At 72.9% G+C, this 22,931-nt stretch carries 21 protein-coding genes; 13 read left to right on the top strand and 8 right to left on the bottom strand.

Annotation, left to right across the window (positions count from 1 at the left end; genetic code table 11):
* Positions 1-58 precede the first annotated feature (58 nt).
* Positions 59-1,102 carry a helix-turn-helix transcriptional regulator gene (locus tag BLW57_RS19270; RefSeq protein WP_093476086.1) on the top strand — a complete coding sequence of 348 codons (1,044 nt, stop codon included), beginning with the start codon at positions 59-61 and terminating at the stop codon, positions 1,100-1,102.
* On the opposite strand, the gene BLW57_RS19265 is transcribed toward BLW57_RS19270, so the two are convergent.
* From BLW57_RS19265 to BLW57_RS19255, 3 genes are read right to left on the bottom strand one after another with little or no spacing between them, the layout of a single operon-like run.
* Entirely contained in the window at positions 1,065-2,042 is a 978-nt protein-coding gene (locus BLW57_RS19265) for a helix-turn-helix transcriptional regulator (protein ID WP_093476084.1), read from the bottom strand. The two genes, BLW57_RS19270 and BLW57_RS19265, sit on opposite strands and share 38 nt — an antisense overlap.
* Entirely contained in the window at positions 2,039-3,064 is a 1,026-nt protein-coding gene (locus tag BLW57_RS19260) for a helix-turn-helix transcriptional regulator (protein WP_093476083.1), read from the bottom strand. Before BLW57_RS19260 ends, BLW57_RS19265 begins: the two co-directional genes overlap by 4 nt.
* 4 nt (positions 3,065-3,068) lie before the next feature.
* Positions 3,069-4,085 (bottom strand): helix-turn-helix domain-containing protein, encoded by a 1,017-nt coding sequence (locus BLW57_RS19255; protein ID WP_256339528.1) that lies wholly within the window; start codon positions 4,083-4,085, stop codon positions 3,069-3,071.
* Positions 4,086-4,377: 292 nt separating this feature from the next.
* On the opposite strand from BLW57_RS19255, the gene BLW57_RS19250 reads away from it, so the two are divergent.
* On the top strand, positions 4,378-4,713 hold the full coding sequence (locus BLW57_RS19250) for a Rieske (2Fe-2S) protein (protein ID WP_073887645.1): 336 nt from the start codon (positions 4,378-4,380) through the stop codon (positions 4,711-4,713).
* 192 nt (positions 4,714-4,905) lie between these two features.
* Here the strand turns inward: BLW57_RS19250 and BLW57_RS19245 are convergent, their stop codons facing one another.
* Positions 4,906-5,319, bottom strand: coding sequence for a pyridoxamine 5'-phosphate oxidase family protein (locus tag BLW57_RS19245; RefSeq protein WP_093476080.1), 414 nt, complete (start codon positions 5,317-5,319; stop codon positions 4,906-4,908).
* Between the two features lie 101 nt (positions 5,320-5,420).
* Here BLW57_RS19245 and clpB point away from each other — a divergent pair, with 101 nt between their 5' ends.
* Positions 5,421-8,018 carry an ATP-dependent chaperone ClpB gene (clpB, locus tag BLW57_RS19240; RefSeq protein ID WP_093476078.1) on the top strand — a complete coding sequence of 866 codons (2,598 nt, stop codon included), beginning with the start codon at positions 5,421-5,423 and terminating at the stop codon, positions 8,016-8,018.
* Positions 8,019-8,157: 139 nt separating this feature from the next.
* Entirely contained in the window at positions 8,158-8,688 is a 531-nt protein-coding gene (locus BLW57_RS19235) for a type III secretion system chaperone family protein (RefSeq protein ID WP_093476076.1), read from the top strand.
* A 12-nt stretch (positions 8,689-8,700) separates the two neighbouring features.
* Here the strand turns inward: BLW57_RS19235 and BLW57_RS19230 are convergent, their stop codons facing one another.
* Entirely contained in the window at positions 8,701-9,903 is a 1,203-nt protein-coding gene (locus BLW57_RS19230; RefSeq protein ID WP_371127797.1) for a hypothetical protein, read from the bottom strand.
* Between the two features lie 91 nt (positions 9,904-9,994).
* Positions 9,995-11,179 (bottom strand): pyridoxal phosphate-dependent aminotransferase, encoded by a 1,185-nt coding sequence (locus BLW57_RS19225; protein ID WP_093476075.1) that lies wholly within the window; start codon positions 11,177-11,179, stop codon positions 9,995-9,997.
* Between the two features lie 141 nt (positions 11,180-11,320).
* On the opposite strand from BLW57_RS19225, the gene BLW57_RS41450 reads away from it, so the two are divergent.
* The 3 genes from BLW57_RS41450 to BLW57_RS19210 all read left to right on the top strand — a co-directional run bounded on the left by BLW57_RS41450 (position 11,321) and on the right by BLW57_RS19210 (position 14,241).
* On the top strand, positions 11,321-11,659 hold the full coding sequence (locus tag BLW57_RS41450) for a hypothetical protein (protein ID WP_176985650.1): 339 nt from the start codon (positions 11,321-11,323) through the stop codon (positions 11,657-11,659).
* A gap of 295 nt (positions 11,660-11,954) precedes the next feature.
* Complete coding sequence (locus tag BLW57_RS19215; protein ID WP_093476072.1) at positions 11,955-12,479, top strand: DUF2617 family protein; 525 nt, start codon at positions 11,955-11,957, stop codon at positions 12,477-12,479.
* Between the two features lie 118 nt (positions 12,480-12,597).
* Entirely contained in the window at positions 12,598-14,241 is a 1,644-nt protein-coding gene (locus tag BLW57_RS19210; protein ID WP_093476070.1) for a polyamine aminopropyltransferase, read from the top strand.
* On the opposite strand, the gene BLW57_RS19205 is transcribed toward BLW57_RS19210, so the two are convergent.
* Positions 14,235-16,559, bottom strand: coding sequence for a SpoIIE family protein phosphatase (locus tag BLW57_RS19205; RefSeq protein WP_176985649.1), 2,325 nt, complete (start codon positions 16,557-16,559; stop codon positions 14,235-14,237). The two genes, BLW57_RS19210 and BLW57_RS19205, sit on opposite strands and share 7 nt — an antisense overlap.
* A gap of 154 nt (positions 16,560-16,713) precedes the next feature.
* Here BLW57_RS19205 and BLW57_RS19200 point away from each other — a divergent pair, with 154 nt between their 5' ends.
* Positions 16,714-17,520: an SRPBCC domain-containing protein gene (locus tag BLW57_RS19200; RefSeq protein ID WP_093476067.1), complete on the top strand. Its 807-nt coding sequence runs from the start codon at positions 16,714-16,716 to the stop codon at positions 17,518-17,520.
* 3 nt (positions 17,521-17,523) lie between these two features.
* Here the strand turns inward: BLW57_RS19200 and BLW57_RS19195 are convergent, their stop codons facing one another.
* Positions 17,524-17,886 (bottom strand): YciI family protein, encoded by a 363-nt coding sequence (locus tag BLW57_RS19195; RefSeq protein ID WP_176985648.1) that lies wholly within the window; start codon positions 17,884-17,886, stop codon positions 17,524-17,526.
* Between the two features lie 73 nt (positions 17,887-17,959).
* Between BLW57_RS19195 and BLW57_RS19190 the strand changes: the two genes are divergently transcribed.
* From BLW57_RS19190 to BLW57_RS19170, 5 genes are all read left to right on the top strand, one after another.
* A complete protein-coding gene (locus tag BLW57_RS19190) occupies positions 17,960-18,748 on the top strand; it encodes an aldose epimerase family protein (RefSeq protein WP_093476064.1) in 789 nt (262 codons plus the stop codon).
* 10 nt (positions 18,749-18,758) lie between these two features.
* Positions 18,759-19,307 carry an orotate phosphoribosyltransferase gene (pyrE, locus tag BLW57_RS19185; protein WP_093476063.1) on the top strand — a complete coding sequence of 183 codons (549 nt, stop codon included), beginning with the start codon at positions 18,759-18,761 and terminating at the stop codon, positions 19,305-19,307.
* 143 nt (positions 19,308-19,450) lie between these two features.
* Positions 19,451-20,473: a class II fructose-bisphosphate aldolase gene (gene fbaA / locus BLW57_RS19180; RefSeq protein WP_093476061.1), complete on the top strand. Its 1,023-nt coding sequence runs from the start codon at positions 19,451-19,453 to the stop codon at positions 20,471-20,473.
* Positions 20,474-20,536: 63 nt separating this feature from the next.
* The gene (locus BLW57_RS19175; protein ID WP_093476060.1) at positions 20,537-21,994 is read left to right on the top strand and encodes an MFS transporter; all 1,458 of its coding nucleotides are present in this window, start codon (positions 20,537-20,539) and stop codon (positions 21,992-21,994) included.
* A 424-nt stretch (positions 21,995-22,418) separates the two neighbouring features.
* Positions 22,419-22,832, top strand: coding sequence for a DUF3151 domain-containing protein (locus BLW57_RS19170; protein WP_093476059.1), 414 nt, complete (start codon positions 22,419-22,421; stop codon positions 22,830-22,832).
* Positions 22,833-22,931 lie beyond the last annotated feature (99 nt).

Raw genomic sequence — 22,931 nt, 5'->3', positions numbered from 1 at the left:
GTCGACGCCGCGCATAGTTGCGCTGCGGAAGTGGCAGCGACCGGGGGTGGAATGGGCGATGGCCGGGCGCGGGGCGGAGGAGCATCCTCACGGTGCCGACCGGCTGTGCGGGGCCGGGGACCGGGTGTACTCGCGCGCCGTACGCCGGGGACGGGTGCGGCGCACGGACGCCGAACAGGTGCCCTGCCTGCTGGAACTGGCCCTGCTGCACCCGGATCCCGACGACATGGACTGGCTGGTGCCCACCTCCCCGCAGGAGGTCATGACCAGGCTGCTGCGCGGTGTCTACGACGAGGTCAGCGCCAGCCAGCGGCGGGTGGGCTCGGCGGTGGCCGCCTTCGAGTGGTACGCGGGCCTGGGACGGCAGCTGAACGCGCTGGCGGCGCCGGCCGAGGGCAGTGCCATCCGGGTGCTGGACGGGCTCTCCCGCATCCAGGCCGCGATGGACGAGGCGACCGAGGCGTGCACGACCGAGGTGCTCACCGTGCAGCCCGGCGGCATCCGGCGGGAGGCCGAGCTGACCGAGGGGCTGCACCGGGCGCTGGCCCTGCGCGGCCGGGGCGTGCGGATGCGCGACCTGTACACCCATGTGGCCCGGCACGGCCAGGGACTGCTCAACTACCTGGAGCTGATGGGTGACACGGTCGAGGCGCGCACCCTGGACGAGGTCATCGACCGGCTGATCCTCTTCGACCGGACCGTGGCCTTCATCCCGGCCAACACCGACCGCACGATGGCCCTGGAACTGCGTCATCCCGCCCTCGTGGAATACCTGGTGACGGTCTTCGAGCGGCTGTGGCGCCTCGCGATCCCGCTCACCGCGGCGCTGCCGGACACCGGCATCGAGGGCATCTCGCACCGCGAGCAGTCCATCGCCGCGCTGCTCGCCGAGGGGCACCAGGACGCGGTGATCGCCGAGCGGCTCGGCATCAGCGTGCGCACCTGCCGGGCCCACATCGCCCGTCTGTCGGAGACGCTCGGCGCGGCCAGCCGTACCCAACTCGGCGTCCGGATCGCCCAGGTGGGCCTGGACGGGCACCGTCCCGGGCGGGCGGCGGGCGCCTTTACCGCTCCTGATCGAGAATCCCCGACCGTCCGATGAGGTAGCCGAGCTGGGCGCGGCTCTCGCTGCCGAGGGCGGCGGCGAGCTTGGCGATGTGCAGCCGCGCGGTGCGGACGTTCATGCCGAGCCGCTCCGCGACGACCGCGTCGGTGTGGCCCTCCACGAGGAGTGCGGCGATGGCCCGCTGCCGGGGCGTGACGCCGCCCAGGGAGGGCGGCTGGACGGCCTGCGGGTACATCGGGGTGGCCAGGTGCCACAGCCGGTCGAAGGCGGTGCCGAAGAAGCCCAGCAGGGCCGGGTGGCGCACCTCCAGGGCGAGCCGCTGGTCCTCGTCGGCCGGCAGGAACGCCACCGCGCGGTCGATGATGATCTGCCGGTCCGGCAGCTCGTCGAGCGTGCGCGCCTCGGCCCGCCCGCGCAGCGACTCGTAGCGGGCGCGGATGAGCGGCAGATGGCGCTGCGTGTGCTGGTAGAGGGTGCGCAGTCGGCCGCCCCGGTCGAGCAGCGCCTGGTCCCGTTCAAGGGACCGGGACTGGGCGATCCGCCCGCGCTCGTCGTGGTAGTGGGTGTTGGGCTGCACGCAGCACACCTCGCTGGTGGCCTCCGCCATGGCGTCGCCGATCGCGCGGTTGATGGCCTCGGTGCCGCTGAGCAGGCGCAGGGTGGGCGTGTCGGCGGGCGCGCCCCGCCCGCCGGTGTGCAGGAGGGGTTCGAAGAGCTTCAGCAGCCGGTTCTCGCGGCCCCGTTCCTCGGCGATCCGGGCGCGGGAGGTGCGCAGGAAACGGTTCAGTACGGCGGCGGGGGCGACGGGTTCCAGCCGGGCGAGGTCGTCGACGGCCGGGTGCAGCAGGCCGAGGCCGGTCAGGCAGGGCGCCTCGGCGGCCTCGGTGGCGGGCAGGTACCCGTCCCGCAGGGCACGCTCGTAGAGCTTCTCGCCGGCGGCGCACAGCTCCTCGATGCCGTGCTCGCGGTGGTTCACCGGGCCGTCTCCTCCTGCCGGTCGAGCATCCCGGACCGTCCGATGAGGTAGCCGAGCTGGGCGCGGCTCTCGCTGCCGAGGGTGGCGGCGAGCCGGGCGATGTGGACGCGGGCGGTACGGACGTTCATCCCCAGCCGTTCCGCGATGACCGTGTCCGTGTGGCCCTCGACGAGGAGCGCGGCGATGGACCGCTGGCGAGCGGTGACACCGCCCACGGACGGCCGCCGGACGGCCTGCGGGTACATGGGGGTGGCCAGCCGCCACAGCCGGTCGAAGATCGTCACGAAGTACGTGATCAGCGCGGGGTGCCGGGCCTCCAGGGCGAGGGTGCCGTCGGCGCTCGCCGGGAGGAAGGCGACCGCGCGGTCGATGACGATCAGCCGCTCGGTGACCTCGTCCAGGCTGCGCGCCTCGGTGTCCCCCGTGAGCTGCTCGTAGTAGGAGGCGACGGCCGGCAGATGGCGCAGGGTGTGCTGGTAGAGCGTGCGCATCCGGCCGCCGCGGTCCAGCAGGGCCTGGTCGCGCGGGACGGCGGTGCGCCGGGAGGCGTGGCCGCGCGCGGTGTTCAGCTCGTGGTGGGGCTGGACGCACAGCACTTCCCGGTGGGCCGCGCCCATGGCCTCCGTGATGGCCTCGTTGATCCGGGCCGTGCCGCTGAGCACCCGGAGCGTCGGGGTGTCCGCGGCGTCCTCGGTCCGCCGGCCGTCGATGCGCATGAGCGGTTCGAACGCCTCGGCCAGCAGGACCTCGCGTCGGCGCTCGTCGGCGATCCGGTCGGCCGACGCGCGCAGCAGCCGGTGCAGCACCACGGCCGGCGGGACGGGCTCCAGACGCCGGGCATCCTCCGCCGTGGGCCGCAGCAGCCCGAGGCCGAGCAGACAGGGCGCGCGCCCGGCCTCCGCGGTGCCCACGTGCCCCTCGCGCAGGGCGCGTTCGTAGACCGCGGTGCCCGCCGCGCACAGGTCGTCGGCGTCGTGCTCGGTGTGGTGCGTCTCCGTGCCTCTCGCCCCCGGCCCGGCCATCGCGTCAGTGGTCCCGGTCGAGCATGCCGGACTGGGCGATGAGATAGCCGAGTTGGGCGCGGCTGCCGCTGCCGAGGGCCTGGGCGAGCTTGGCGATGTGGGCCCGGCAGGTGCGCACGTTCATGCCGAGACGGCGGGCGATGGCCTCGTCGACGTGGCCCTCGACGAGGAGCTTGGCGATGGAGTGCTGGATGTCGGTGATGCCGTCGGGCGCCGTCTCGTAGGGCGCTCCGGCGCTGAGCGGCACCGCCCGGTCCCACATGAACTCGAACACCTTGATCAGGTAGCGGACCAGGCCGGGGTGGCGCAGTTCGAGGGCCACCTGGCGGTCGTCCTGGATGGGGATGAACGCGACGGTCTCGTCGCAGACGATGAGCCGGTCCACGAGTTCGTCGATGGTGCGGTACTCCACCTTGCCGTTGGCGAAGTGGTCGACGTAGGCCAGCCGGTCGGGGCTGTACCGGGCCGTGTGCTGGTAGAGCGTCCGGATCCGCACCCCGCGCTCGATCAGCGGTTTGTCGCGTTCGAGCCCCTCGATGAGCCGCTGTTCGGGGCGGCGCCGGCCGCTGGGCTGCACGGTGAGCATCTCGGTCCGGCAGTGGGCCGTGGCCAGGTCGAGCGCCGCGTTGATCCGGTCGAGTCCCTCCAGGACCGTGATGGAGTGGGTGGGCGTGCTCTCCTGGGTGGTGCTGAGGGCCATGAATGGCTCGAAGACTTCGGCGAGGGCGACGGACAGCCGCCGCCGTTCGGTGATCTCCTGCTCCAGGGGGTGGAGGCGCTGTGCGAGGACCAGGGTCGGGGGAACCGGGCGCAGCCAGTCGGCGTCGTCCGGATCGGGGTGAAGGAGGGCGAACTCCATCAGGCAAGGGGCGGTCTCGACATCGGCTCGGGCGATACGTCCGGTGCGCAGCGCCGTCGCATAGAGGCGGTTCCCTTCCTCACACAAGTCGGTAACCGCGTGGGGATGTGTCGCCTTAGTCCCATTTGTTGCCAAATCTCCACCCCCCAGGGTCCTGAACATGCAGGAACATGATGCACCGATCGTGTGGTCATGACGTGCCCGAATGAGCCATCGTCTTACTCGACGGGGGAAGAGGGGACCTTCAAGTGAGGACGAAGCCGACTATGCGTAAGAGAATGCTTCGCTCGGTGCTTGTCGCCGCCTTCTCCGCCGTTGCGGCCTTCGGAACGTTGGCCGGCCTCTCCGGCGTGCAGGGGGACGGTCACGGGGCGAGTGGTGCTCGGACAACGGGGACGGTCGCTGTCGGCGTCGAGACTCCGGTCAGCACGGATGACAGCGTCTGGGACTGACTATGACTACTCCACCCGACGACCGCTCCTTCCGGCGTGAAATGGCCACCGCCTACCGATCCGGCTGGCACTTCATCGACCTGGTCACCGCCATCCCCCACAGTGGTGACTCGCTGATGGTGCCCGTCTTCGGTGAGCCGGTCGTCGTCACGCGCGACGAGGACGGCGACGTGCGGGCGTTCCGGTGCCTGCGCAAGCCGCGCGGTGCGCCCCAGCCGGTGCGCTGCGCGATCCGGTACGGAATGATCTTTGTGAACCTGGACCAGCGGGACCACCGGCTGACCGAGCCGGAGGACTCCGACCTGAGGACCATCTCGGCCACCCCCCGCAGTGCCTGACGCGATTCCCCCGTCGTAAAAGATCGCTCAGGCGCTTCCCCCCGCAGCGGCGTCACCGTGACCTGAACACGGTGACGCCGCTGCAGTTTTGCGGGGACATTTCACGCTATCGGCGGGTCTCCACCCTGGCTGAAATCAGCCGTACGACGGCTGGGGCCGGCCCTGCCGCGGCCGGACGTGCGTGCACTCCCGTCACCCGTGCCCCAGTGCCCTCTCCACCGCGATCTCGATCACGACCCGCGCCGGGTTCGGCGACGGCACCCGCTCGTACCGTTCGGCGTACCGCCGCTCCGCCTCCGCCACCCGCTCCCGCTCGGTGTGCACGTGGGCGCGTCCCTCCAGCGTCGCCCAGCGCCGGCCGTCCACCTGGCACACCGCCACCCGGGCACCCTCCGCCCCGGCCGCCAGCACGTGCGCGACCTTGGCGCTCGACCCGTTGGCGATCACCCGGGCCACCCCCGCCCCCGGGTCGTAGGTCACCCCGACCGGCACCACGTGCGGGCTGCCGTCGCGCCGGAGCGTGGTGAGCGTGCACAGGTGCCGTTCGCGCCAGAAGGCGAGGTACGGCTCGTCCGGGGCAGTCGGATCTACGGAGTGGGTCGTCATGCCCGAAAGCTAACCCCACCGCACCTTGAGTGGAATCGACTCAACTTTGTGTACGCTGATGTAGTCAGCAGTGGAGAGAGGCCGAGGAGGAGTACGGACACGTGGACGCCGAGCTGACCAACAGGAGCCGGGACGCGATCAACGCCGCGAGCAACCGCGCCGTGGCCGATGGACACCCGGACCTCACCCCCGCCCACCTGCTGCTGGCTCTGCTCCAGGGGCAGGACAACGAGAACATCACCGACCTGCTGGCCGCCGTCGACGCCGACCAGGCCGCCGTACGCTCCGGCACGGAGCGGATCCTGGCCGGGCTGCCCAGCGTCACCGGTTCCACGGTCGCGCCGCCGCAGCCCAACCGCGACCTGCTGGCCGTGATCGCCGACGCCGGCGAGCGCGCGAAGGACCTCGGTGACGACTACCTGTCCACGGAACACCTGCTGATCGGCATCGCCGCGAAGGGCGGCGCGGCCGGCGAGATGCTCGAAGGGCAGGGCGCAGATGCGAAGAAGCTGCTGGAGGCCTTCCGGAAGGCCAGGGGAGGACGCCGCGTGACCACCGCCGATCCCGAGGGCCAGTACAAGGCCCTGGAGAAGTTCGGCACCGACTTCACCGCCGCCGCGCGCGAGGGCCGGCTGGATCCGGTCATCGGCCGGGACCAGGAGATCCGCCGGGTGGTGCAGGTGCTGAGCCGCCGCACGAAGAACAACCCCGTGCTCATCGGTGAGCCGGGTGTCGGCAAGACCGCCGTCGTCGAGGGGCTCGCCCAGCGGATCGTGAAGGGTGACGTGCCCGAGTCGCTGAAGGACAAGCGGCTGGTGGCGCTGGACCTCGGCGCGATGGTGGCCGGCGCCAAGTACCGCGGCGAGTTCGAGGAGCGGCTGAAGGCCGTCCTCGCCGAGATCAAGGGCTCCGACGGCCAGATCATCACCTTCATCGACGAGCTGCACACGGTGGTCGGCGCCGGCGCCGGCGGGGACTCGGCCATGGACGCGGGCAACATGCTCAAGCCCATGCTGGCCCGCGGTGAGCTGCGCATGGTCGGCGCGACCACGCTGGACGAGTACCGGGAGCGGATCGAGAAGGACCCGGCGCTGGAGCGCCGCTTCCAGCAGGTGCTGGTCGCCGAGCCGACCGTCGAGGACACCATCGCGATCCTGCGCGGCCTCAAGGGCCGGTACGAGGCCCACCACAAGGTGCAGATCGCGGACAGCGCGCTGGTCGCAGCGGCCACCCTCTCGGACCGCTACATCACCTCCCGCTTCCTGCCGGACAAGGCGATCGACCTGGTGGACGAGTCCGCCTCCCGGCTGCGCATGGAGATCGACTCGTCCCCTGTCGAGATCGACGAACTCCAGCGCGGCGTCGACCGGTTGAAGATGGAGGAGCTGGCGATCGGCAAGGAGACCGACCCGGCCTCCCGCGAACGCCTGGAGAAGCTGCGCCGCGACCTCGCCGACAAGGAGGAGGAGCTGCGCGGCCTGACCGCCCGCTGGGAGAAGGAGAAGCAGTCCCTCAACCGGGTCGGTGAGCTGAAGGAGAGGCTGGACGACCTGCGCGGCCAGGCCGAACGCGCCCAGCGCGACGGCGACTTCGACACCGCGGCCAAGCTGCTCTACGGCGAGATCCCGGAGCTGGAGAAGGAGCTGGAGGCCGCCTCGGAGGCCGAGGAGGAGGTCGCCAAGGACACCATGGTCAAGGACGAGGTCGGCTCCGACGACATCGCCGACGTCGTCGCCGCCTGGACCGGCATCCCGGCCGGCCGCCTGCTGGAGGGCGAGACGCAGAAGCTGCTGCGCATGGAGGACGAGCTGGGCAAGCGGCTCATCGGCCAGATCGAGGCCGTGCGCGCCGTCAGCGACGCCGTACGGCGCTCCCGGGCCGGCATCGCCGACCCCGACCGGCCCACCGGCTCCTTCCTCTTCCTCGGCCCGACCGGTGTCGGCAAGACCGAACTCGCCAAGGCGCTCGCGGACTTCCTCTTCGACGACGAGCGGGCCATGGTCCGCATCGACATGTCGGAGTACGGCGAGAAGCACAGCGTGGCCCGGCTCGTCGGCGCGCCCCCCGGGTACGTCGGCTACGAGGAGGGCGGCCAGCTCACCGAGGCCGTCCGCCGCCGCCCGTACAGCGTGGTGCTGCTGGACGAGGTGGAGAAGGCCCACCCCGAGGTCTTCGACGTCCTGCTCCAGGTGCTGGACGACGGCCGCCTGACGGACGGTCAGGGCCGTACGGTCGACTTCCGGAACACCATCCTGGTGCTCACCTCCAACCTGGGCAGCCAGTTCCTGGTCGACCCGCTCACCGGTGAGGCCGAGAAGAAGGAGCAGGTGCTGGAGGTGGTCCGGACCTCCTTCAAGCCGGAGTTCCTCAACCGGCTCGACGACCTGGTGGTCTTCTCGGCGCTGACCAAGCCCGAGCTGGAGCGCATCGCCGCCCTCCAGCTCGACCGGCTCGGCCGGCGGCTGGCCGAGCGCCGGCTCACCCTGGACATCACCCCCGAGGCGCTGGCCTGGCTCGCGGAGGAGGGCCTGGACCCGGCGTACGGCGCCCGGCCGCTGCGCCGCCTCGTCCAGACCGCCATCGGCGACCGGCTCGCCAAGGAGATCCTCTCCGGCGAGATCAAGGACGGCGACACGGTCCGCGTGGACCGCTTCGGCGGCGGCCTGCTGGTCGGCCCGGACACCGGGAAGACCCTGTAGCCGGGGGTACGCGGAGGCGGGGCGCCCCGGTGCGCGTGCGTCCCGTGTAAGCCCTGGGCTGACACGGGACGGCCGGGGCTTGCCACCCCCCTCCCCGCATGGGGGAGGATGACGGAATCCGCATGAAGGGAAAAACACGGTGAGCATCGACCCGTCCTCGATTCCGAACTTCGGGGGCCAGCCAGAGCCGCAGCCCCAAGGGCCGGCGGGCCCCGTCGTCCCGGATCAGGACCTCGTGAAGCAGCTCCTCGACCAGATGGAGCTGAAGTACGTCGTGGACGAGGAGGGTGACCTCGCGGCTCCGTGGGAGCAGTTCCGCACGTACTTCATGTTCCGTGGAGAGGCCGAGCAGGCGGTCTTCTCGGTGCGGACCTTCTACGACCGCCCCCACAAGATCGACGAGAAGCCCCAGCTGCTGGAGTCCGTCGACGACTGGAACCGCCGCACCCTGTGGCCCAAGGTCTACACCCACACCCACGACGACGGCACGGTCCGGCTGATCGGCGAGGCCCAGATGCTGATCGGCACGGGCGTCGACATCAACCACTTCGTCTCGTCCACGGTCAGCTGGGTGCGGGCCGCTATCGAGTTCGACAAGTGGCTCGTCGAGCAGCTCGGCATCGAGCAGGAGGTCGACGAGGCAGAAGAGCAGCAGGACGACGGAGAGTAGCTCCGCCGGACGTCACAGGGGCGCGCGCCCGAACACGACCAGGTACGCGCCGTAGACGTAGCCGAGCCCGGCCAGGGCCGCGACCACCACGGTCGCGTGCCAGGGCCGGGCTCTCGCCGTCCGTACCAGCGCCCGGGCGAGCGGCAGCAGCAGCGGGAACGCCGGCAGCAGGAACCGCGGCTTGGACTCGAAGAACCCCGAGCCGCCGATCACGACGAGCAGCAGCACCCCGCTGTACACCGACAGGGGCAGCGGCACCCGCTCCAGCAGCACGAGCGCGTACAGCACCACCGCGACGGCCACGAGGACCAGCGTCACCGGGAAGGCGAACTTGGTGGCGTGCAGCAGCGAGCGGCGCACCATGTCCAGCCAGCCCTCACCGAGGTCGAACCTCGACCCCCAGCGCCGCTGCACCTCGAAATAGCCGCCCAGCGGGTCCCCGGTGCGCCCGCCGACCCAGAGGACGTACGCCGTCCAGCCCAGCGGGGCGAGCGCCGCGCCTGTCCACAGCCTGTGGGAAACCCGGCCGCGGCGCCGCCACGCCGCGGCGCCGGCCGCGGCCAGCACGGCGGCGGCGACAGCGAACCCGTTCGGCCGGGCGAGGCCCGCGCAGGCCGCCAGCGTGCCCGCCCAGACCCAGTTCCCGGCCAGCACCGCGTACAGCGACCAGGCCGCGAACGCGGTCAGCACCGGCTCGGTGTACGCCATCGACAGCACCACCGAGTGCGGCAGCAGTCCCCACAGCAGCACCAGCACGGTGCCGACGGCCCGGCCGTACAGCCGGGCGCCGACGGCGTAGATCCCGGCGGCGGCCACCGCGGCCGCCGTCCACGACACCAGCAGTCCCGCGCCGATCCCGCCGAGCGGGGTCAGCGCGGTCACCGCCCGCACCAGCGCCGGGTACAGCGGGAAGAACGCCAGGTCGCTGACGACCGTGGCGCGCAGGTGCAGCAGGCGGCCGTAGCCGTGCACGGCGATCCCCAGGTACCAGACCGAGTCCCAGGACCGGCCGAGCAGCGTCAGGGGGTGTCTGCCGCCCGCCTGCCCGACGAGCGCGAGCACCAGGGTGCCGACGAGCCGCACCCCGAGGAACAGGCCCACCGCGACGGCGGCCGCCCTGCGGAAGGACGGCCCGCCGCGCCTCGGGGGCGGAGGCGCGGGTGCGACGACGGGCTGAGCGGCGGGCGGGGCGAGGACGGTGCTGGCGTGCGTCACACCACCGCACCTTGCAAGGGCCCGGCCGCGGATGCGAACACCGGGCGGCCGAGTGCGTCACCGGTTCACCTGTGTCGCGTACAGGACCCGCTCACATGGCCCGCAGTCGCCGTGCCGCCTCCCGCAGCACTTCCTCCCGCTTGCAGAAGGCGAACCGCACGAACGGCGCCCCCGCCTCCCGGTCGTCGTAGAAGACGGCGTTGGGGATCGCGACCACGCCGGCGCGCTCGGGCAGGGCACGGCAGAAGGCGAAGCCGTCCTTCTCGCCGAGGGGGCGGATGTCGGTGGTGACGAAGTAGGTGCCGGCCGGCCTGAAGACCTCGAAGCCCGCCGCCGTCAGCCCCTCGGCGAGGATGTCCCGGCGTTCCCGCATGGACCGGCGGAAGTCCTCGAAGTAGGAGTCGGGCAGCGCCAGGGCCTCGGCGACCGCGTACTGGAAGGGTCCCGAGGAGACGTAGGTCAGGAACTGCTTCGCCGAGCGGACCGCCGTGACCAGCTCCGGAGCCGCCGTCACCCAGCCGACCTTCCAGCCGGTGAAGGAGAAGGTCTTGCCGGCCGAGCCGATGCTCACGGTGCGCTCGCGCATCCCGGGGAACGTGGCGAGCGGCAGGTGCCCGGCGTCGTCGAAGACCAGGTGCTCGTACACCTCGTCGGTCACCACGAGCAGGTCGCGCTCCACCGCCAGCTCGGCGATCGCGGCCAGCTCCTCGCGGGTGAGGACCGTACCGGTCGGGTTGTGCGGGGTGTTGATCAGCAGCAGCCGGGTGCGGCCGGTGACCGCCGCGCGCAGCTCGTCCAGGTCCAGGCGGAAACCGCCGTCGTGCGGCCGCAGGGTGACCGGCACCCGCGTGCCGCCCGCCATCGCGATGCTCGCCGCGTAGGAGTCGTAGTACGGCTCCAGTGCCACGACCTCGTCGCCCGGTTCGAGCAGCGCCAGCAGCGAGGCCGCGATCGCCTCCGTGGCGCCCGCCGTGACCAGCACCTCGGTGTCGGGGTCGTACGCCAGCCCGTAGCGGCGCAGCTGGTGCGCGGCGATCGCGGAGCGCAGCTCGGGGATGCCGGGACCCGGCGGGTACTGGTTGCCGCGCCCGTCGCGCAGCGCCCGCACGGCGGCCTCCCGGACCTCCTCGGGCCCGTCGGTGTCCGGGAAGCCCTGTCCCAGGTTGATCGACCCGGTGGCCACGGCGAGGGCCGACATCTCGGCGAAGATCGTCGTCCCGAACTCGGCGAGACGGCGGTTCAGGAAGGGACGCGCGGTGGAGGTCATGCCGGCCATCCTCCGCCCAAGCTCTGGAGTTCCTCAACTCTGCTTTGAGCCCTCGGCCGGCCGGGCATCCCCCGGTCACCGCGGCGGACACGGCAGCGGGCGAGGCGCCCACGGGGGGCCGCTTCGGGGGAACGGAAGGAGGGTGGCGCCATGGAGTTCGGCATCATCCTGGCAGTGGTCGCGGTGCTGGTCGTCGCGGCGGTGGCGGGCCGGTCCCGCCGGAAGGGGCACGCCGGGGTCTCGCTCGGCAAGAGCGGCCGGGGCAGGCGGAACCGCTCGTCGTCGTCATCGTCGTCGTACGACAGCGGGAACAGCTGGTGGGCCTGGGGCGGCGCGTCCGGCACCGGGTCGTCGTCGGGGAGTCACGGCGGTCACGGGGGGCACGGCGGTGGTCACCACTCCTGCGGAGGCGGCCACTCGTGCGGGGGCGGTTCGTCCTGCGGCGGCGGTTCGTCGTGCGGCGGGGGCGGATGCGGGGGAGGCAGCTGACACGGGGCAGCTGAGCTCACCGAGCGCCCGCCGGAGGAGGACGTCCGGCGGGCGCTCACCCGTTCGGGTGGCGCGCCCGGCGCACGCCGTTGTTGAACAGTTGAGCTGTGGAGCCCTCTGAGGGATGGAAACCCCACGAAGTTGGGTAAAAACGCTGTGGCGTCGCCTGTCTTCATGATTCCCTCTAAATCGCCAACGCAGCCCCTCGGACGTCCCATCAGACTCCCCTCCCGGCCGGACCGGCTGGGCTGACATGGCCGATCTCCCCCTCATCGCGTGTTAGCGGAGCCGATCCATGCTCACGACCCTGAACACCTCCTACACCGATACGCGTGCCGCCGACCTCGCCTGGGCACTGGGACGCGAGCCGCTGCCTGCGCTGGCCACCCTCGACCTCGAACTCACGGGCGCGAAGATGCAGTTGCGGCTGCTGGGCGCGTCCCACCAGGTGCTCCTCGAGGAGGAGCGCGGCACCTGCTCGGAGACGGTCGCCTGCATCCCCGGCTCCAGCACCCCCCTCCCGCTGGGCGTCGCCAAACGGGTCGGCGACTGGGAGTACGAGTTCGCCGCGCGCGTCGAGGTGCTCACACCCGGCTCGTTCGCGGGCCGCGCCCAGGAGTTGCTGGCCCTCGTCTCCGACCACCCGCACGGCCTCGCCGGCGTCTTCCCCGGCAGCCCGCACGCGTTCACGGCGATGCTGGCCCAGCGGCACGACGGCCAGGTGCACTGGCGCACCTGGCACGCCTACCCGCAGGACGGGCAGTTGGTGGCGACGCGGACCCGGGTCGGGGCGCGGGTCGCCGTGCCGCAGCAGGGCTGATCCGGACGAAGCCCCGCAGGGCGTGCCCGGCCGACATAAACACGGAATACGTCAACCGCCCCCACTTCCACACGTGTGGGTGACGAAGCGTGCCGAGCGTGTGACGTAACGTCGCAGAGTGATCGAACCGCACGCCCCCGCGCCCCCGGGAGCCCCGCCGTCCTGGACCGGCCCCGCACGGCTGCCCGTCCGGCCCGGCACCGGGCGGTTCCTGGTCCTCGTGTGCGTCTTCGTCTGCGCGGCCTGCGGACTGGTGTACGAACTCGAACTCGTCGCGTTCGCCTCGTACTTGATGGGCGACTCGGTCACCCAGGCGTCCGTCGTGCTGTCCGTCATGGTGTTCGCGATGGGCATCGGCTCCCTCGGCGCCAAACGGCTGCGCTGGCACGCCGCCGCCGGATTCGGCGCGGTCGAGTCGGCCCTGGCGCTCGTCGGCGGTTGCAGCGCCATGGCGCTGTACGCCGTGTTCGCCTGGACCGGCGGCTGGGGCGGGGTGTGGGCGCAGGGCCCGCGCTGTCTCCTGGTCGCTTTCTCCCTCGCCATCGGCCTGCTCATCGGCGCCGAGGTCCCGCTGCTGATGGAGCTGATCCAGCGGATCCGCCGCCAGGACGCGGGCGGTGCGGTGGCCGACCTGTTCGCCGCCGACTACGTCGGCGCCCTCGTCGGCGGCCTCGCCTTCCCCTTCCTCCTGCTGCCCTTCCTCGGCCAGCTGACCGGCGCCCTGCTTACCGGCGCCGTCAACGTCGTCGCGGGTGGCGCCCTCGTCCTCGGCCTCTTCCGCCGCGACCTGACCCGGCGGGCCCGCTGGGCCCTGTTCCTCGTCGGCCTCGGCGTCCTCGGTGTCCTCGGCTCCGCCGCCGCTCTCGCCGACGACTTCGAACGGGCCGCCCGGCACGCCGTCTACGGGAACGACGTCCGGGTGGCCGTCCAGACCGGCGTGCAAGAGGTCGTCCTGGCCGGCGGCACCCACGGCAGGCCCCTCGACCTGTACCTCGACGGCCGCCTCCGCGTCGGCGGCCGCGACGAACGCCGCTACCACGAGGCCCTGGTCCACCCGGCCCTCTCCGCCGGCCCCGAGACGCGCGTACTCGTCCTCGGCGGCGGCGACGGACTGGCCGCCCGGGAGGTGCTGCGCCACCGCGGGGTGCGCCGCCTCGACATCGTCGAACTCGACCCCGGCCTGATCCGGCTGGCCCGCAGCGACCCCGGTCTGTCCGCCGCCAACGGCCACGCCTACGCCGACCCCCGCGTCCATGTGACCGGCGCGGACGCCCTCGGCTGGCTGCGCGGCACCCACGGCCGGGCGTACGACGTCGTGATCGCCGATCTGCCCGATCCCGGCATCACCGCCAGCACCAAGCTGTACTCCCAGGAGTTCTACGGCCTGGCCCGCCGTGTGCTCGCCCCGCGGGGCCGCCTGGTGGTGCACGCCGGGCCCGTCACCGCCCGCCCCCGGGTCTTCTGGACGGTCGCCGCGACCCTCCGCGCGGCCGGCTTCACCACCAGCCCCTACCGGGTCCTCGGCCAGGACCGCGGATTCGCGGCCGGCCCCGACCGCTCCTCGGGGGCGTCCCGGGTCCCCCACGACTGGGGCTTCCTGCTCGCGGCGCCCGGCGGCTCGGCACCCGCGCTGCGCCTCGACCCGCGCGGCCCGCGGCCGTGGACCCTGACCCAGGACGGGCTGACGGCCGACGCGCGCGCCGCGGCCCGCACCCGGACCGGCGGACTGCCGCCTTCCACCCTGGTGCATCCGCGCTACTGAGCGGCCGCGGCCCCCGTCCTCCCGGTGCCGTCCCCGAGGGACTGCTGCGCCCAGACGGTCTTGCCGACCGGCAGGTACCGCGTGCCCCAGGCATCGGCCAGCGTGGCGACGATGAACAGCCCGCGCCCGGTCTCGTCGCTGGCACGGGCGTGCCTGATGTGCGGAGCGGCCGAGGCGACGTCGGTGACCTCGCAGGTCAGCACGCCGTTCAGGATCAGCCGCAGTCGAAAGGGCGGAGCGCCGTAGCGCACCGCGTTGCCCACCAGTTCGCTGACGATCAGCTCCGTGACGGAGGAGGTCTCCCGGTCGATGCCCCACTCCCGCAGCCGGCGGCGCGCCGCCGCGCGGGCGAAGGGAGCGGCCTCGGCACCCGCCGGCAGCGGGCAGGTGAAGACCTGCTCGGCGGGGAACGCCGTCGTGCGGGCGAACAGCAGCAGCGCGTCCCCGGCCCGGCGGCTGTGGTCGACGGCGTAGGCCAGGCCGTCGCACAGTTCGCTCAGCGGCCGGCCGGCACTGCCGTCGAACAGCGGGCGCAGCGACGCGGACGGCGCGAGGGCCTCCCGCGCCAGCAGGCTGGTGCCGATCGCGAGGGTGCTGCCGGCGGGCAGGGGGACCGTGGTCGCCGGGAACGGGGCGTTGCCGGGCCCGGCGAGCAGCGGGCCCGCCGGGACGGGCACGGTGGCCGGGTCGCCGTCGGGCGGTACGACCAGCGGGTCCGACAGGCCCGCCCGTACGAAGGTGCAGGTGAGGTCGATCGGGTCGTACACGGCGATCAGGCAGCTCGCGGTCAGCGGCTCCCGGTGCAGCGGGTCGCCCGTGGGCAGCGCGGCACGTTCGTCGGCGAGCCGGGTGGCCGTGTCGTTCAGCCGGGCCATCAGCTCGTCCGGCGCCACGTCCAGCGCGGCCAGCGAGTGGATGACGGTCCGCAGCTGCCCCATCGTGGTGGCGGCGGCCATGCCCCGGCCCGCCACCTCGCCGACGATCAGCGCGGACCGGGCGCCCGCCAGGCCGATCACGTCGAACCACACGCCGCCGCCCTCGGGGGCGGGCAGATGCAGGTGCGCCAGCTCGACCGTGGACGGCACGGCCGGCCGCTGGGGCAGCAGCCTGCGCTGCACGGTCGCGGCGATGGTCCGCTCCCGGGCGTAGCGCCGGGCGTTGTCGATGCACAGGGCGGCGTGCCCGCACAGGTCGGCGGCGAGGGCGACGTCGTCCTGCTCGAAGGGGTCCTCGTCCCCGTGCCGGTAGAAGCTGACCACGCCGAACGCCTCGCCGCGCAGCTCCAGCGGGGCGACGATCAGCGAGTGGGCGGCGGAGTGCTTGATGGCGTCCGCCCGTGCCGGATCGGCCGTGAGCCACAGGCTGTCCTCCTCCACCGACACCAGCCGCGGCCGCAGGTCGCTCAGCACGCGCGAGAAGGGCGTGCCGTAGGGCAGGTGGCGCACGTCTCCCAGCGGATAGGCCGGCATCCGCCCGCTGAACGCGGCCCGCCGGAGCGGCACGTCGCGATCGACCGGGACCAGGGGCGGGGCCTCACCGCGCACCACGGCGTCGACCACCTCCACCACGGCGATGCCCGCGAACGCGGGCACCACGGCGTCCACGAACTCCTGGCAGGCGGCGATCACGTCCAGCCGCTCGCCCACCCGGCGGCGGACCTCGCCCAGCACCGACAGCCGCTGCAGCGCGCGTTCGCGCTCGGTCACGTCCACCGCGGTGACGACCAGGCCGAGGGTGTCCCCGCGGACGTTCTCCAGGCGCACGTAGGAGACGGAGTAGATGCCGCGTCCCCGGCCCGGCGTCGCGCGCGTCCCCCGTACGAGCCGGTTCAGCTCGGGCCGTCCGCTGTCGAGCACCCGGCGCGCCGCCGCCTCCTCGGCCTCGGGGGCGGTGATGCCGTACGCCTCGGTGAAGAGCCTGCCCCGCAGCCGGCCCACGGCGGTGCCGCGCAGTGCGCGCGTGGCCGTGTTCATGCGGACGATGCGCAGGTGTTCGTCGAGCACGTGCAGGCCCACCGGGGACTGGGTGAACATCGCCCGCAGGATCGCCACGTCCTCGCCGGAGGCGGCGTCCGCCGCCCTGCGCACGTCCCACACCAGCCGCTCGTCCGTGAACAGTGGCCTGACCAGCACGGCGTGCGTCTCGTCGAGCCGGCTGCGGCCCACCGGTCCGCCCGTCGCGGCCCCCCGCACCAGCGCCGCGACGGACTGGCCGACGGTCTCCTCGGCCGACCAGCCGAACATCTCCTCGGCCGCGCGCCGCCACTCGAGCACCCGCCCGCCCTCGTCAAGGCGCATGAGCATGTCGTCGCTGAGCATGGCCGCACCACCTCCGACCCCATGCATGCCCCCGCCGTGTGCCGCCCGGACCCGTCGGCCCCCGGCTGCCGCCGATCGGCGCACCGCGATGAGGACGGTGCGCCCGGTACGCGGGAGGGTACGTTCCGGCCACACCTGGGTAGGCTCAGCCGACATGGAGCACCAGGTCTTCGTCCCGGTACCGGCCGACCGGCTCAGAGCGGCCCTCGCCGACCCCGTGCGGGTGGCACGGGCGGTTCCCGGGCTCCAGCAGGACGCCGGGGCCGAACCCGTCGCCGGACGACTGAAGGTGCGGGTCGGCGGACACTCCGTCACCTACCGCGGCGCGGTGCGCGTCAGCCGCCGCGCGGACGGCACGTACGCCGCCGAGGGCGAGGCCACCGAGGCCCGCGGTGCCGGCACCGTGAAACTCGCCCTCACCCTGCGCCTCGCGGACACCGACGGCGGCACCACCGTCACCGTCGAGGGCACGGCCGACGCCGACGGGCGCATCGCCGAACTGCCCGCGGACGCGGTGGGTTCGGCGGTGACCCGGCTGCTGAACCGCTTCGTCGAAGCCCTCGCCGACGCGGACCTGCCGCAGGCCCCGGAGGGGGAGGCGGAGCCGGAACCTCGGTCGCCGTCCGCGCAGGAGCCGCCCGCCCCGTCCGTCTTCGACATCGAAGTGCCCCCGCCCTCCCTCGATCCCGAAGCCACGGAGGGCGAGGACGCGGCCGACCGTCTCGCCGAGGACTTCGCCGACACGGGCGAGCCGCCCGCCGAGGCCGCGCACGCGCGCCGGACGATGATCGGCCGCAGCGCCGAGGAGGTCGACCACGCGCCGCCGCGCGGGCGCTACGCCCCCGTGCCGGCCCCCCAGACCGTCGGCGGGAGCACGGTGCTGCGCTGGGCGGCACCGGCCGCCGCCGTGGCACTGGCCTCGGCGATCGTCGTCGGACGCGCCCTGCGCCGGCGTCGGTAGGGCCTAACCCATCCCGAACGAGTCGTGCACCGGCCGCACCTCGACGGCCACGACATGGAAGTCCAGGACACGTTCGGCGATCTCGCGGGCCCGCTCCCCGCTCGCGCACTCGACGACGTAGTAGGCGGTGAGGTGCAGTTCCGCGGGGACGAGCGGCCCGTCGGCCACCGCGACCGGCCCGTCCGGCTGCCACCGCAGGGTGGCCGTGTCGGCCGGGTAGCCGAGTCCCGCGCCGTTCAGCATCTCGCCGGTGCCTGCCAGTTCGGCGTGGAGGGCGTCGTGCCGGCGGAACACCTCGGCACGCTGCTCGGCGGTCATCGCCGCCGTGGCACCGGGGTCGGCGTACATCAGCACCAGATACTTCATGCCCCCACCCTGCCGCTCGCGCGCCGCCCGCGTCCGGCGGACGTCCTCTTGATCTCCCCAGTAGGGTCGGGACGTGAGCAACGACGACATCACGCTGACCGCGGGCGACGCGGAGGTGAGCGTGCTGCCGGGAAACGGCGGCCGCATCGGTGGGCTGCGGATCGGCGGCACGGAACTGCTGCGGCAGGGCGAGCGCTTCGGTTGCTTCCCGATGGTGCCGTGGTGCGGCCGGATCCGCGAGGGCCGCTTCCTGGACGGCGCCACCGTCCGCCAGCTGCCGCTCAACTCCCCGCCGCACGCCATCCACGGCACCGCCCGTGACGGTGCCTGGCGCACCGCGCGCGTGTCGCAGGACGAGGCGGTGATCACGTACGAGCTGGTCGACCCCTGGCCGCACCCCGGCCGCGTCACCCAGATCGTCGCGCTCGCCGAGGACAGCCTGACGCTGACGATGTCCGTGGAGACGTACGACGACTCCTTCCCGGCCCAGATCGGCTGGCACCCGTGGTTCCACCGCAGCCTCGGCGGCGACGACGTCCGGCTGGACTTCGCGCCCGCCTGGCAGGAGGAGCGCGGCGCCGACCACCTGCCCACCGGCAACCGCATCGACGTCGAGCCCGGCCCCTGGGACGACTGCTTCGGCATGCCCGGCGGCGTCGACGTCACCCTCACCTGGCCCGGGCAGCTGGAGCTGAAGGTGACCAGCCGGGAGGAATGGGTGGTGGTCTACGACGAGCAGGCCGAGGCCGTGTGCGTCGAACCGCAGACCGGACCGCCCAACGGCCTCAACACCCACCCGCGGCTGGTCACACCCCTGGAGCCGCTGGAGGCGACGACGACCTGGAGCTGGCGTCGGCTCTAAGCTGTTCGGCATGACGGACGTACGTGGCGCTCTGCTGCAGCAGATCAAGGACAAGGCCGTGGTGCACGGCAAGGTGACCCTGTCGTCGGGCAAGGAAGCCGACTACTACATCGACCTTCGTCGGATCACGCTGGACGGCGAGGCCGCGCCGCTGGTGGGTGAGGTCATGCTCGACCTCACCGCCGAGCTGGACTTCGAGGCCGTCGGTGGCCTCACTCTCGGTGCCGACCCGGTGGCCACGGCCATGCTGCACGCCTCCCACGCGCGCGGGAAGACGCTGGACGCCTTCGTGGTGCGCAAGGCAGGCAAGGCGCACGGCCTGCAGCGCCGGATCGAGGGCGCCGAGGTCAAGGGCCGCCGGGTGCTGGCGGTCGAGGACACCTCCACCACCGGCGGATCCGTGCTGACGGCCGTGGAGGCGCTGCGCGAGGCCGGCGCCGACGTAGTCGCCGTCGCCACGATCGTGGACCGGAACACGGGCGCGGCCGAGGCGATCGCCGAGCAGGCCGGAGTGCCGTACGTGTTCGCCTTCTCGAAGGATGAACTGGGTCTGGACTGACACGCCCCTTTGACCTGGACTTGGCGGGGGCATGGACCAGCGCCCCGTGTCTGGAAAGATGGGGGCGACGATGACGTCACCCCCAAGGTCTAGGTCAGGGCCGTAACGCAGCACGTCAACCCGCACACTCAAGGAGCGGACACATGCCCATCGCAACCCCCGAGGTCTACAACGAGATGCTCGACCGGGCGAAGGCAGGCAAGTTCGCCTACCCGGCCATCAACGTCACCTCGAGCCAGACCCTGAACGCGGCCCTGCGCGGTTTCGCGGAGGCGGAGAGCGACGGCATCGTCCAGATCTCGACCGGTGGCGCCGAGTTCCTCGGCGGCCAGTACAGCAAGGACATGGTGACCGGCGCGGTCGCACTCGCCGAGTTCGCGCACATCGTCGCCGAGAAGTACCCGGTCAACATCGCGCTGCACACCGACCACTGCCCGAAGGACAAGCTCGACGGGTACGTGCGTCCGCTGCTCGCGCTCTCCAAGAAGCGCGTCGAGGCCGGTCTCAACCCGCTGTTCCAGTCCCACATGTGGGACGGCTCCGCCGAGACCCTCGCCGACAACCTGGAGATCGCGCAGGAGCTGCTGGAGCAGGCCCGCGCCGCGAAGATCATCCTCGAGGTCGAGATCACCCCGACCGGCGGCGAGGAGGACGGTGTCTCGCACGAGATCAACGACTCCCTCTACACCACGGTCGAGGACGCGATCCGCACCGCCGAGGCCCTGGGTCTCGGTGAGAAGGGCCGCTACCTGCTGGCCGCCTCCTTCGGCAACGTGCACGGCGTGTACAAGCCGGGCAACGTCGTGCTCCGCCCCGACCTGCTGAAGGAGCTGGCCGACGGCGTCTCCGCCAAGTTCGGCAAGGCCGCCCCGTTCGACTTCGTCTTCCACGGCGGCTCCGGCTCCACCGAGCAGGAGATCCTGACCGCGCTGGAGAACGGTGTCGTGAAGATGAACCTCGACACGGACACCCAGTACGCCTTCACCCGGCCGGTCGCCGACCACATGTTCAAGAACTACGACGGCGTCCTGAAGGTCGACGGCGAGGTCGGCGACAAGAAGACCTACGACCCGCGCACCTGGGGCAAGCTGGCCGAGAAGTCCATGGCCGCGCGTGTCGTCGAGGCCACGCAGAACCTGCGCTCGGCGGGCAACAAGATCAAGTAAGCGGTGCTCCTCGGTGGGCCCGGCGGCTGTCTGTGCCGCCGGGCCCGCTGTATACCTGGGGGCATGCCCGATGTCCGGCTGGCCTCCCCCCAGGGCAAGTGGATCCTGCTGACCACGGTCCTCGGCTCCAGCATGGCCATGCTGGACTCCACCGTCGTCAACGTGGCGCTGCCGAGCATCGGCCGTGACCTGGACGCGAGCCTCGCCGCCCTGCAGTGGACGGTCAACGCGTACATGGTGACGCTGGCGGGCCTGATCCTGCTCGGCGGTTCGCTGGGCGACCGCTACGGCCGCCGGAAGGTGTTCGTGGTGGGGGTGGTGTGGTTCGCCGCCGCCTCCCTGCTGTGCGGCTTCGCCCCGAGCCCGGTCGTGCTGATCGCCGCGCGGGCGCTGCAGGGCGTCGGCGGCGCCCTGCTCACCCCGGGCTCGCTCGCCCTCATCCAGGCGTCCTTCCACCCCGACGACCGCAGCCGGGCGGTCGGTGTGTGGTCCGGCTTCGGCGGGATCGGTGCCGCGATCGGCCCGTTCCTGGGCGGCTGGCTGGTGACCGGGCCCGGCTGGCGCTGGGTGTTCCTGCTCAACGTGCCGCTGGCGCTGCTGTGCGTCCCCGTCGCCCTGCGCCACGTTCCCGAGTCGTCCGACGAGAAGGCCCACGGCCGCTTCGACGTCCTCGGCGCGGTGCTGGGCGCCCTGGCCCTCGCCCTCCTGACCTACGCGCTGATCGAGGCGCGGGGCGGCTCGGTGGCGGTGGCGGCCACCGCGGTGCTGGGCGTCGTGGCGGCGGTGGCCTTCGTGTACGTCGAGAGGCACCGCCCCGAGCCGATGCTCCCGCCGGGCATCTTCGCCTCCCGCCAGTTCACGGCGGTCAACCTGGTCACCCTGTGCGTGTACGCGGCCTTCGGCGGGTTCTTCTTCCTGACCGCCCTGCAGTTGCAGGTGGTGGCGGGCTACTCGCCGCTCGCGGCCGGTACGGCCCTGCTGCCGACCACCGTCCTGATGCTGCTGTTCTCGTCCCGTTCGGGCGCGCTGGCGGACCGCACGGGACCCCGGCTGCCGCTCACCGTCGGCCCGCTGCTGTGCGCGGTGGCGATGCTGCTGATGCTGCGGGTGGGCGAACACGCGGACTACCTCACCGACGTCCTGCCCGCTGTCCTGGTGATGGGCGCCGGCATGGTCACCCTGGTCGCCCCGCTGACGGCCACCGTACTCGCCTCCGTCGACACCTCCCGGGCGGGTCTGGCCAGCGGCATCAACAACGCGGCGGCCCGGGCGGCGGGCCTGCTGGCGGTGGCCGCGCTGCCGCTGCTCGCCGGGATGGGACCGGAGGCCTACCGGTCGGCCCCGGCGTTCGACGCGGCGTTCGACCGGGCGATGCCGATCTGCTCCGCCGTTCTCGTCGCCGGTGCGGCACTGGCCTTCACCCTGGTGCGCCGGCCCGCCCCGGGCTGCCGCCGGCCCGAGTGCCGTACACACGGCAACCTGACCGCGCCACCGCTGGAGGGGGAGCGGCCACCCGGCTAGGGACGTGCGTGGGGGTGTGTCGTGGCCCGGCGTCGCTTGGGGCCGTTGGCGGCCCGGTGCGGTACGCGGGGCGGGGTGGCGGCTTCGTCGCGGGAGGGGGAGGGGCCGGCCGGTTGGGGACGGGTGTGGGGGTGTGTCGTGGCCCGGCGTCGCTTGGGGCCGTTGGCGGCCCGGTGCGGTACGCGGGGCGGGGTGGCGGCTTCGTCGCCGGCCGGGCAGGTGCGGGTGCGGCGTGCGCCGCTGGTGAGCCGGCCGCAGGCCCCGGGGGCGGTACGCGCGGGTGGGCCAGGGGGGCGTTCTCGTGTGCGGGTGTGTCGCGGTCCGTCGCGCGATTTCCCGTGCCGCGCCGCTTCTGGCCGCCGCCGGTTCACCGGTTGCCCCGGGCACTCGCGCCCCGCGGCCCCGGGTGCGGGAAACTGGACCCATGACGATTCACGAGAACCTCCTCGGCGGCCCGCCCCCGACCCACCTCCCCGACGACCCGGAGCCCCGTGAGCTCCTCGCCCAGGGCACCGCCCCCGCGGACGTCGCCGCCAAGTACCCGACCTCCTCCCTCGCCTGGGCCCAGCTGGCCGACGAGGCGTTCGAGCGCGGCTCGGTCGTGGAGTCGTACGCCTACGCCCGTACGGGCTACCACCGCGGCCTGGACGCCCTGCGCCGCAACGGCTGGAAGGGCCACGGCCCCGTCCCGTGGGAGCACGAGCCGAACCGCGGCTTCCTGCGCGCCCTGCACGGGCTGGCCCGCGCCGCCCAGTCCATCGGCGAGCAGGAGGAGTACGAGCGCTGCTCGCAGTTCCTGAAGGACTCCTCCGCGACGGCGGCCCAGACCCTGGGCTGACCTGGACGGGAGATACCGGTGTGGCCCGTCTGGCAGCGGACGGGCCTTGCCGTATCCGGGGGGATTGCGGAGGATTCCGCTTGGGGACCGGGGCCCCCG

It is taken from the genome of Streptomyces sp. 1222.5, from assembly GCF_900105245.1.
GTDB classification, from domain to species: Bacteria; Actinomycetota; Actinomycetes; order Streptomycetales; family Streptomycetaceae; genus Streptomyces; species Streptomyces albidocamelliae.
Note: the sequence above shows the minus strand (reverse complement) of the source record. Positions and strands in the feature narration are given on the sequence as shown.